Here is a 10,825-nt window from a genome sequence, read left to right as displayed (position 1 = left end):
CCAGCCGCAGGCAGGGTGCCCCGCTCGTGGTAGAGGACGCCCCGTGCGCGCCCGCGTGATCCGAACCCGCCGTCCCTCTTTCGCGCTCACGCTCGCCTCCGCCGCGGCCGCGCTCCTCTCCGGTTGCACCGGGTGCGAGAACTCGACCCGTGATCTGCCTTCCGGCGCCCCGGCCGCAGCGTCCGCGAGCCCGCGGGCGACGCCTCAGCCGCCGGCGCGCGACGTCGTGCACCTCATCGACGAGCTGCCGAGCTGCGATCTCGAGCACCGAGGGCTCCTGTTCGATACCGGTGCGGGCTCGCTCCTCGGCCGTTTTGCGTGGCAAGGGACCGTGCCCACCGGCATCCAGGCGGTCGAGCACGATGGATCCACCTGGGCGCGGATCTCGGAGCGGCAGATCAAGCTCACGTTCGTCCTGCCGTCCGCGAGCCCCATCTTCGTGTCCGCCCGGGCCGTCGGGCTCACCTCCAAGTACGCCACCGTCTCCCTGGACGACCAGCTGCTCGGAACGCTCCGCCTCCAGCGCGACCAGATCCGCATTGCCTCGACCCCGACCACCACGCTCCCCGCCGACCCCGGCCTTCACACCCTCACGCTCCAGTTCTCCGGCCGGCTCCGCGAGGGGGAGTCGTTCGCCGACGTCGACTGGGTGCGCGTGGGCATCCCGGACGAGGACCCGGCCACGTACGGCCCCCCGACCCTGCGCGACGTCGTCGCGCCCGCCGCCGCGCTGTCGGGCGTCCCCCACCGGTCCATCGCGCTGCGCGCGCCGGGCGCGGTCCGCTGCGCCTTTCGCCCCTCCAGGGTGACCCGCCTCCACACCTCCATCGGCGCGCTGGGCTCGGGAGACGGCGACGCCGAGATCCGCGTCCTCCGCGACGGCCAGGAGCCCCTCGTGATCCATCGCGTCCACGTCGAGGGCGGCGACAAGGCGACCTGGACCGACGTCGAGCTGCCGCTCGCGCCCTTCGCCGGGTCCCTCATCTCCCTCGAGCTCCGCGCCGCCGCCGCGGCCCGCGGAGGACGCATCCTCTTCGGCGACCCCGTCCTCGCCGGATCGCCGGAGCCGCCGCCGTCCGTGCCCGCAGCGCGCGCCGTCGTGATCGTCGCCCTGAACGGGGTCGAGCGGCCCGATCTGCCCCCCTGGAGCGGTCGTCCGGAGCCGCACCTCGCCACGCTCTCGGAGCTCGCGACGTCAGCGACGACGTTCGATCACCACCGCGGGCCGAGCACGGTCGTGTCCGCCGTGGCGGCGTCGCTGCTCACCGGTCTTCCGCCGCCGGCCCACACCGTCGCAGACACCGGGGCCCGCCTCCCCGCCCGCGTCACCACCATCGGCGCCATCGCGAGCGACAGCAGCATCCGCACCGGGTTCTTCACCGGGGTCCCCACCACGTTCCGGGCGTTCGGCTTCGGACCCGGCTGGTCCCGGGTCCTCGAGCACCCCCCGACGAGCGGCGAGCCGGCCACCACCCCGATCGACGCCGCCGCCACCTGGATCAGCGAGACCGTCCGCCAGGACGCGTCCAACCGTCTCCTCGCGTTCGTCCACGCGCGCGGCGGCCATCCGCCCTGGGAGGTCAGCCCGAAGGAGCTGAACGCCCTCAAGCCCGTCGAGTACGCCGGCCCCGTCGAGCCGCGCCGCGCCGCCCAGGTGCTGGCCAGGCTGAGGGGCCGGCGCCGCGATGTGCTCAGCCCCGAGGATCGCGACCGGATCCGCGACCTCTTCTCCATCGCCCTCGCCGGCCAGGACCGCGCCCTCGGCAACCTCATCGGGACCCTCAAGGCCGCCGGCCTGTGGGACGAGACCCTCTTCATCGTGACCGGCGATCTGGCCAGCGGGCGCTCCGACGCCGTGCTCTACGGCGAGGGCATGGACCTCCAGGAGCCCGTCCTGACGCTCCCGCTTTATGTCCACTTTCCCGGTGATCTGTACGCCGGCCAGCGCGTCGCTGCCCCGACCGAGATCATCGACGTCGCGCGCACGGCGATCGCCGCCCTCGGCCTCTCGTTCGCCCGCAAACCGCTCGGGAAGGATCTGGCGGCGGTCGCCTCCGGCCTCGAGGGCGTCGAGCGCGGCCCCCAGATCGCCGCCCTCGGCGATCGTTACTCCACCCGCTGGGGCAACCTCGTGCTTTCGGGTCGACTCGGCGTTCCCCCCTACCTCTGCGACCTCGACGTGGACCCGACCTGCGCCTTCAACCGTCGCGAGGTGATGCCCCTCGCCACCGTGTCGCTCTTCCGGCGCACCGTGACGTTCGACCTGTCCGTGCGCGCGCCCGCGGCGCAACGGGAGCCGGCCACGATCGACGCGGAAACGGCGGCCGTGCTCAACGTATGGGGCGCGAACTGAGGCCCGCGCGATCGACCTGCGCCCGCGCCTGCGAGCCGAGCAAAGCCCGCTGACGGCGCCCGGCGGCGCGCCGGCGCCCTGCGCGGGCGAAGGCGTCCGCGACATCGCGCAGGCCGCGCGCGATCACGCTCCAGCGGTGCCATGACGCCTCGCTGCGGGGCAGCACGCCCCGCGTCGCGCGCGCCGCGACGCCCCCGCGCGGGTTGGCCGAACGACGTACGCCCGCGCCCGCGCGTGCGCGTCGTGCGCTCGCTTCACGCGCCCATTTCGCCTGGCATGCTTCGCGCAAACCCGCAGACCGCACAGGCCAAGCGCCTCGACGGCGCTTCATCTTTCCGTGAGAGGAGTCCCCGCATGAAGGCGACCGACCTATTGAAGGAGCATCACCAGGAAGTCGAAGAGCTCTTCGAGCGCATGTCGCAGGCCGACAGCGACGAGATCGGCGCGCTCCGCGACGAGCTCGTGGCGACCCTCGTGAGCCACTCGGCCATCGAGGAGGAGCTCTTCTACCCCGAGAGCCGGGAGGCGCTCGGCGCCTCCCCCCTGATCCCGACCTCGTACGAGGAGCACGCGCTCGTCGACGTCATGTTGCAGAAATTGCTCAGCACCGAGCCGGGTGACGAAACCTTTCACGCCAGGCTCGGCGTGCTGAAGGAGCTCGTGCAGCACCACGTCGAGGAGGAGGAGAAGGAGCTCTTCCCCCAGGTCGAGAGCGCCATGGGCGCCGCGCGCCTCGAGGAGCTCGGCAGCCGCCTGGAGGCGCGCTTCGGCCAGGTGCGCGAGAGCGACGTGGAGGCGCTCCTCGCTCGGAACGTCGCGAAGAGCATGCCCGCCGCCACCGCCGGCCGCCGCGCGCGCACGGCGAAGCCGTCGGCGCGCAAGGCGGCGGCCAAGCGTCCACCCGCGAAGCGCGCGTCGAAGCGCGCGTCGACGCAGCGCGCCGAACCGGCGCGGGGCGCGCAGAAGGGGCGCAGCACCGCCGCGACCGGACGGAAGAAGACAGCGGCCACGGCGCCAGCGAAGACCGGGCGAGCCGCGCCCGCGCGCAAGGCGAGCCGACCGGCGAAGACCAGCCGCACAGGCCGCAAGGGCGGCCGCGCGAGCAGCGCCTCCGCGCGCTGAGCGTCGCAGGGCAGCCCGCGCACATCAACGTACGTTGCCGCAGATCAGCGGCGCGAGGTCCGGCCGGAGGGGACGGCGGGCCTCGCGCCGCCATCGAGATCGAACAGCGGAAGCGTGCCGCCGGCCTTCGAGGCAGCGGCCTTCGGAGCAGCGGCCTCCGCCGCGAGCTCCTGCAGCAGGGCGGGGTCGTCGTGGGCGACCGAGTTGACCCGCGGCGAGACGGCGCGCGCCGCGAGGGCGGCGCGAGGCGCCGGCCGGAGCAGCGCCTCGGCCCGATCCGCGTCCGCGCCGTCGCCGAGGCCGAGCCAGAGGTCCACGTCCCCGGGGTCTAGCAGGACCGGCATGCGGTCGTGGATCGGCGCGACGTCGGCGTTCGCGTCGGTGGTCAGGATCGTGAAGCGGACGTCGGGCTCCCCCGTTTCGGGGTCCTTCGCCGGCTGGTACAGCCCGGCCAGTCGGAGCAGCCCGCCCTCCGCGGGGTGGAACCAGGTGGGCCGCCGCGCGCCCTTGGGCCCGGTCCACTCGTAGAAGCCGTCCGCCGGCACCACACAGCGGCGCGCCGCGAACGCCTCGCGGAACGTCGGCTTCGCCCGCGCGCTCTCGGCGCGCGCGTTGGCCAGGAGCGAAGGGCCGGCGCCGCCCCTGGCGAAACGCCCCACGAAGCCCCAGGTCGCAGCCACCAGCGCGCGCCGGCCGTCCCGCGCGCGCAGCACCGGGTGGACGGTCGCAGGTGCGATGTTGAAACGAGGCCGAAACCTTGCCGCTATCTCCGGATCAGCGGCAATCGACCGAGCCCGGCCGCTACCTGCCCGGCCCGCGCCAGAGGAGGACTCGAGCAGCGCGATGAGGGTCGCAAAGTCCGGAACGGCGAGGGTGAAGCGCGCGCACATAACACTAGATTAGCGGCTTCGGGGCGCCTACAAGGGCGCTCCGGACGTTGGAGGAGGCCGCATGGTCGACAGCTTTGGCACCAAGAGCACGCTGACGGTTCAAGCCGAAACATACACCTATTACAAGCTCACCTCGCTGGCGCGAGGCGGCGCGTCGATCGACAAGCTCCCCTTCTCGCTGCGCATCCTCCTGGAGAACCTCCTCCGCCACGAGGACGGGCGCGTCGTGCGCAAGGACCACGTGGAGGCCGTCCTCAACTGGGACCCGAAGGCCCGCCCCTCGCAGGAGATCGCCTTCCACCCGGCGCGCGTGCTGCTCCAGGACTTCACCGGCGTGCCCGCCGTGGTCGATCTCGCCGCCATGCGCGAGGCGCTCGCGAAGCTCGGCGGCGACTCGCTCAAGATCAACCCGCTCCAGCCCGTCGACCTCGTGATCGACCACTCGGTCCAGGTCGACAAGTTTGCGTCCTCGACGGCCGTGAAGGTGAACGCGGCGCTCGAGTTCGAGCGCAACGAGGAGCGCTATGCGTTCCTCCGCTGGGGAGCGCAGGCGTTCACGAACTTCCGCGTGGTGCCGCCCGACCAGGGCATCTGCCACCAGATCAACCTGGAGTACCTCGCGGGCGCCGTCATGCGGCAGGGCACGCTGGTCTACCCGGATACGCTCGTCGGCACCGACTCGCACACCACGATGATCAACGGGCTCGGGGTCGTCGGCTGGGGCGTCGGCGGCATCGAGGCCGAGGCGGCGATGCTCGGCCAGCCGCTCTCGATGCTCATCCCCGAGGTCGTGGGCTTCAAGCTCCACGGCAGCCTGCCCGAGGGCGCGACCGCGACCGATCTCGTCCTCACGGTGACGCAGCTGCTGCGGCAGAAGAAGGTGGTCGGGAAATTCGTGGAGTTCTACGGCCCCGGCCTGAGCGCGCTCTCGCTCCCGGACCGCGCCACGATCGCCAACATGGCGCCCGAGTACGGCGCCACGATCGGCTTCTTCCCCGTCGACGACGAGACGATCGCCTACCTGCGCTTCACCGGCCGGCCCGCGCAGCTCGTCGCGCTCGTCGAGGCCTACTACAAGGAGCAGGGGCTGTTCCGCACGGACAGCACCCCGGACCCGGTCTTCAGCGACACCCTCTCGCTCGACCTCGGCGACGTGGTGCCGTCGATCGCCGGCCCGAAGCGGCCGCAGGACCGCGTCCCGCTGCGCGACGCGAAGCGCGCCTTCCGCGCCTCGCTCCAGGGCATGCTCGAGAAGGAGTTCGCCGCGGCCGACGCGCCCGCGGTCAAGGCGTTCCTCGAGGAGGGGGCCGGCAACGCCGCCGCGCGCGCGCCCGCGCTCGAGAAGGTCATGCGCCCGGCGGAGATCACCGAGGGCGACACGCGCTACACGCTGCGCCACGGCTCGGTCGTGATCGCCGCGATCACGTCCTGCACCAACACGTCGAACCCGGCGGTCATGCTCGGCGCGGGCCTGCTCGCCAAGAAGGCCGTCGAGCGCGGGCTCACGGTGAAGCCGTGGGTGAAGACGTCGCTCGCCCCCGGGTCGAAGGTCGTCACCGACTACCTGCGCCAGGCGGGGCTCCTGCCGTACCTCGAGGCGCTCGGCTTCCACATGGTCGGCTACGGTTGCACGACCTGCATCGGCAACTCCGGGCCGCTGCCGGACGTGATCGGCGACACGATCCGCAACAACGATCTCGTCGTGGCGAGCGTCCTCTCGGGCAACCGCAACTTCGAGGGCCGCATCAACCAGCACGTGCGGATGAACTTCCTCGCCTCTCCGCCGCTCGTCGTCGCGTACGCGCTGCGCGGCGACGTCGACGCCGACCTCTTCAAGGAGCCGGTCGGCACGGATCGCAACGGCGAGCCGGTGTACCTCAAGGACATCTGGCCGAGCTCGGCCGAGGTCAACGAGGCCATCCGGATGGCCGTGCGGCCCGAGCAGTTCCAGGTGCAGTACGAGAACGTCTTCGCCGGCGACGAGGAGTGGCAGAAGCTCGCGGTCCCGGGCGGCCAGACGTTCGTGTGGGACGAGGGCTCGACCTACGTGCGCAGGCCGCCGTTCTTCGAGGGGCTGTCGAAGGAGCCGGCGCCGCTCACCGACATCCGGGCCGCGCGCGTGCTCGCGCTGCTCGGCGACTCGGTGACGACCGACCACATCTCCCCGGCCGGCAACATCGCCAAGAACAGCCCCGCCGCGAAGTACCTGGTCGAGCACGGCGTCGCGCCCGCGGACTTCAACTCGTACGGCGCCCGCCGCGGCAACCACGAGGTGATGATGCGCGGCACGTTCGCGAACATCCGCCTCAAGAACGCCCTTCGCCCCGGCGAGGAAGGCGGGATCACGGTGCACCTGCCCGACGGCGAGAAGACCACGATCTACGACGCGGCCATGCAGTACAAGGCCGAGGGCGTGCCGCTGCTCGTGATCGCCGGCGCCGAGTACGGCACCGGGTCGTCGCGCGACTGGGCGGCCAAGGGGACCAAGCTGCTCGGCGTGCGCGCGGTCATCGCGAAGAGCTTCGAGCGCATCCACCGGTCGAACCTGGTCGGCATGGGCGTGCTCCCGCTCGAGTTCGCGCCGGGCGAGGACGCGTCCACCCTCGGCCTCACCGGCCGCGAGGTGTTCGAGATCGATGGCATCTCGGACAACCTCACGCCGGGCAAGAAGCTCAACGTCGTCGCGACCGGGGAAGGCGGGGCGAAGAAGACCTTCACCGTCACCGCGCGCATCGATACGCCGAACGAGGTCGACTACTACCAGCACGGCGGCATCCTCCAGTTCGTGCTGCGCAGCCTCGGCGCCAGCGCCTAGCGCCTCCCTGCGCGCCGCTCCCCGCCGGGCCTCTGGCGGGGAGCGCGGGGAGCGGGCCCATCCTCGGAGCGGAGCGGCGCGTCGCGGCTGCTGACGCGCGTGCGGGCTTCGGCTAAACCCTGGGGTATGCTCGATCCTCGCTACGTCGCGGAGCACCTCGATGAGGTGCGCGCGGCGCTCGCCCTTCGCTCGCCCGCCGCCGCCGCCAGCCTCGGAGGCGACTTCGCCTCCACGGTCAGCGCGAGGCGGTCCAACATCCAGGAGCTCGAGCGGTGGCAGGCGGAGCGCAACGCGGCGAACGACGCGATGGCGCGCCTCGACAAGAAATCGCCCGAGTTCGCGCAGAAGCGCGACGAGCTGAAGGCCCTGTCGATGCGGATCAAGGAGGCCGAGCAGGTCGTCTCCGAGCTCGAGAAGCGGATGACCGAGCTGCTCTCCGTCGTGCCCAACCTGCCGGACCCGTCGGTGCCCGTGGGCGCGGGGGAGGAGGGCAACGTGGTCGTCCGGGCGTGGGGCGAGAAGCCGAGCTTCTCGTTCGCGCCGAAGTCGCACTGGGACATCGGCACGGCCCTCGGCCTCCTCGACTTCGAGCGCGCGGCGAAGCTCTCGGGGGCGCGCTTCACCGTGCTGATGGGCGCGGCCGCCCGCCTCGAGCGGGCGCTCATCTCGTTCATGCTCGACCTGCACACGCGCGAGCAGGGCTACCTCGAGGTGCTGCCGCCCTTCCTCGTCAAGGACACGGCGCTGTTCGGCACGGGCAACCTGCCCAAGTTCGCCGAGGACCTGTTCAAGACGCAGAAGAGCGACCCGGAGAGGGCCTACGACCTGTACCTCATCCCGACGGCCGAGGTCCCGGTCACGAACCTCCACGCCGACGAGATCCTGGACGGCGCGTCGCTCCCGATCGCCTACGCGGCCTACACGCCGTGCTTCCGCAGCGAGGCGGGCAGCCACGGGCGCGACGTCCGCGGGCTCATCCGGCAGCACCAGTTCGACAAGGTCGAGCTCGTGCGGTTCTCGGCGCCGGAGGACTCCGCTCGCCAGCACGAGCTGCTCACCTCGCACGCGGAGGAGGTCCTGAAGCGGCTCGGCCTGCACTACCGGGTGTCGGCGCTCTGCACCGGCGATCTCGGCTTCGGCTCGCAGAAGACGTACGATCTCGAGGTGTGGCTGCCTGGCCAGGGGCTGTACCGCGAGATCTCGAGCTGCTCGAACTTCGGCGACTTCCAGGCGCGCCGCGCCCAGATCCGCTACCGGCCGGAGCCGAAGGCGAAGCCGCGGCTGGTCCACACGATGAACGGGTCGGCGCTCGCGGTGGGGCGGACGGTCATCGCGATCCTCGAGCAGTACCAGCAGGCGGACGGCACGGTGGTCGTGCCGGAGCCGCTCCGGGCGTTCATGGGCTGCGAGGTCCTCCGCGGCAGGTAACAGCGATGGCAGCGGACGAGGAAGCCAAGCGTGAGCTTCCGGAAGCGAAGAGCGCGCACAACGGGGGGGACGGCGAGCGGCGCTCGCAGGTCCCGGAGTCGCGGGGCGCGCGCGGCGGGGGGGACGGCGAGCGGCGCTCGCAGGTCCCGGAGTCGCGGGGCGCGCGCGGCGGGGGAGACGGCGAGCGGCGCTCGCAGGTCCACGGGCCGCCGACCAACGCGGAGACGTCGATGGCGCTCGCGCGCCGGCGGCTCCTCGACCTCTGCAAGCGGCACAAGGACGAGCTCATCGACGACTGGATCGAGAACGTGCTGGCGCTGCCGCCGGAGCGGGGCCGGTACACCGATCGGCCCGTGGGCGAGGTCACGGAGAACGTGCGCTCCTGGCTCGCCGCGTTCACCAGGATCCTCGAGGACGGCAGCGAGACGCTGCTCGACGAGTTCATCACGCACCTGGTCGAGCAGCGCTACGCGACCGGGTACTCCATCAGCGCTCCGCTGATCGCCGCGTCCGAGTTCCGCACCGCGGTCGCGGGCGTCCTCGACACGACGCACGACGACGCCGAGGCGGACGGCTCGTCCTCGATCGACGTGCTCCGCGCCGTCGACGCGCTGCTGCTCCAGTTCGAGCACCGCTTCGCCGAGGCGTACGCCCAGCGCTCGCTGTTCGCCTCCGAGGAGCGCTACCGAGAGATCGTCGAGCTCTCGTCCGACGTGCTCGCGACGATCGACCAGGAGGGCATGCTGACGCGGCTGAACGTGCGGTTCGAGGCGCTCTTCGGGCACTCGCGGCAGGCGTGGATCGGCCGGCCGATCACCGCGCTCGCGGTCGCGGCGGACGTGCCGGCCCTGCGCACGCTCGTGCTGTCGGCCTCGCGGGCCGAGGCGCCGCGGGAGGCCACCATCCGCTGCGGGACGCGCGCCGGCCTGACCAAGGTGATGACGGTCCGGATCACGCGGCTCTACGGCGAGGACGCCTCGCTCGCGCTCATGCGCGACGTCACCGAGGAGGTCGCGCGCCGCGCGCAGATCCTCCACAGCGAGAAGCTCTCCTCGATCGGCCAGGTCGCTGCGAGCGTCGCGCACGAGCTCAACAACCCCATGGCGTGGGTGATGGCGAACCTGGAGCAGATCCGGAGCGGGGCGCACAAGCTCGTCTCGGCGGCGCGCCCGGTCGCCTCGGGCTCGTACGAGGACCTGCTGCGCGCCATCGACCTCATCGATCGCTCGTGCCACGAGGCGCTCGCCGGCGTCGAGCGGATGCGGGACATCGTGACGGACCTCAACCTCTTCTCGAGCAGCAGCGAGCGCAAGCCCGAGCGGGTCGATCTCGTCGACGTGATCGAGCTCGCGCTGCGCATGACGGGCCCCCAGCTCAGCCAGCTCTGCCGCATCGAGCGCAGCTACGGCGAGATGCCGCCGTTCGTCGGCTATCCGGGCAAGCTCTCGCAGGTGTTCGTGAACCTGTTCATCAACGCGGCGCAGGCGATGCCGAACCGCCCTCGCGACGAGAACATGGTGCGCGTGACGACGCGCTTCGACGCCGGCGTCCACCACGTCGAGGTGGAGGACAACGCGCGCGGGATGACCCCGGAGGTCGTCGAGCGGATCTTCGACCCGTTCTTCACGACGAAGGAAGAGAGCGCGCGCCCGGGCATCGGGCTCTGGGTGTCGCGCAACATCGTCGAGGAGCAGCACGGCACGATGACGGTGTCGAGCACGCCCGGCGTCGGGACCGTCTTCACGATCCGCCTGACCGGCCTCAACCCCACGGATCTGCCCGCGCCGCGGCCGCCGCCGGAGCCGCCGCGCGCGTCGTCGCGCGGGACGATCCTGTTCGTCGACGACGAGCCGATGCTGCTCAACGCCTTCGCGCGGGCGTTCGAGGAGCGGCACGAGGTGCTCGTGGCGAAGAGCGGCCACGAGGCGCTCGACCTCCTGCGGGACCGCGGCGGCCGGATCGACGCGATCGTCTGCGATCTGCTGATGCCGCAGATGAGCGGGATGGCCCTGTACGACGAGATCGGCGAGCGGTTCCCGCAGCTCTTGCCGAAGATGGCCTTCATGTCGGGCGGCGCGTTCACGCCGAGCGCGCGGGAGTTCGTGGAGCGGGTGGACAACCCGAAGATCGCGAAGCCGATCTCGCTCGACGATCTGGAGCGGGTGATCGGCGATCTTCTCAGCGGCGGGTCGAAGCGGGGGCACTAGGCTGGAGGAG

6 protein-coding genes are annotated in these 10,825 nt (G+C 71.9%); 5 read left to right on the top strand and 1 reads right to left on the bottom strand.

Going from position 1 to position 10,825, the window contains the following annotated elements:
• The first annotated feature begins 43 nt into the window (after nucleotides 1-43).
• Nucleotides 44-2,353, top strand: a complete 2,310-nt coding sequence (locus WMF11_RS45255; protein WP_437975150.1) for a sulfatase-like hydrolase/transferase — start codon at nucleotides 44-46, stop codon at nucleotides 2,351-2,353.
• Nucleotides 2,354-2,707: 354 nt separating this feature from the next.
• The gene (locus WMF11_RS45250) at nucleotides 2,708-3,475 is read left to right on the top strand and encodes a hemerythrin domain-containing protein (RefSeq protein WP_437975149.1); all 768 of its coding nucleotides are present in this window, start codon (nucleotides 2,708-2,710) and stop codon (nucleotides 3,473-3,475) included.
• Between the two features lie 44 nt (nucleotides 3,476-3,519).
• Here WMF11_RS45250 and WMF11_RS45245 read toward each other — a convergent pair whose 3' ends face one another.
• Nucleotides 3,520-4,365, bottom strand: a complete 846-nt coding sequence (locus WMF11_RS45245) for an SOS response-associated peptidase (RefSeq protein WP_437975148.1) — start codon at nucleotides 4,363-4,365, stop codon at nucleotides 3,520-3,522.
• A 61-nt stretch (nucleotides 4,366-4,426) separates the two neighbouring features.
• Here WMF11_RS45245 and acnA point away from each other — a divergent pair, with 61 nt between their 5' ends.
• The 3 genes from acnA to WMF11_RS45230 all read left to right on the top strand — a co-directional run bounded on the left by acnA (nucleotide 4,427) and on the right by WMF11_RS45230 (nucleotide 10,815).
• Entirely contained in the window at nucleotides 4,427-7,180 is a 2,754-nt protein-coding gene (gene acnA / locus WMF11_RS45240; protein ID WP_437975147.1) for an aconitate hydratase AcnA, read from the top strand.
• A 126-nt stretch (nucleotides 7,181-7,306) separates the two neighbouring features.
• On the top strand, nucleotides 7,307-8,608 hold the full coding sequence (serS, locus tag WMF11_RS45235; RefSeq protein ID WP_437975146.1) for a serine--tRNA ligase: 1,302 nt from the start codon (nucleotides 7,307-7,309) through the stop codon (nucleotides 8,606-8,608).
• A 5-nt stretch (nucleotides 8,609-8,613) separates the two neighbouring features.
• Nucleotides 8,614-10,815, top strand: coding sequence for an ATP-binding protein (locus tag WMF11_RS45230; RefSeq protein WP_437905234.1), 2,202 nt, complete (start codon nucleotides 8,614-8,616; stop codon nucleotides 10,813-10,815).
• The last annotated feature ends 10 nt before the right edge of the window (nucleotides 10,816-10,825 follow it).

It is taken from the genome of Sorangium sp. So ce295 (assembly GCF_051527405.1).
Lineage (GTDB): Bacteria > Myxococcota_A > Polyangia > Polyangiales > Polyangiaceae > Sorangium > Sorangium cellulosum_B.
The sequence above is the reverse complement of the archived record's forward strand: the minus strand, read 5'-3'. Positions and strand labels throughout refer to the sequence as shown.

What these genes read in the sequence shown, in the direction of transcription:
- acnA (WP_437975147.1), top strand. Translation starts at nt 4,427, where the DNA reads ATGGTCGACAGCTTTGGCACCAAGAGCACGCTGACGGTTCAAGCCGAA.
- serS (WP_437975146.1), top strand. Translation starts at nt 7,307, where the DNA reads ATGCTCGATCCTCGCTACGTCGCGGAGCACCTCGATGAGGTGCGCGCG.
- WMF11_RS45245 (WP_437975148.1), bottom strand. Translation starts at nt 4,365, where the DNA reads ATGTGCGCGCGCTTCACCCTCGCCGTTCCGGACTTTGCGACCCTCATC.
- WMF11_RS45230 (WP_437905234.1), top strand. Translation starts at nt 8,614, where the DNA reads ATGGCAGCGGACGAGGAAGCCAAGCGTGAGCTTCCGGAAGCGAAGAGC.
- WMF11_RS45250 (WP_437975149.1), top strand. Translation starts at nt 2,708, where the DNA reads ATGAAGGCGACCGACCTATTGAAGGAGCATCACCAGGAAGTCGAAGAG.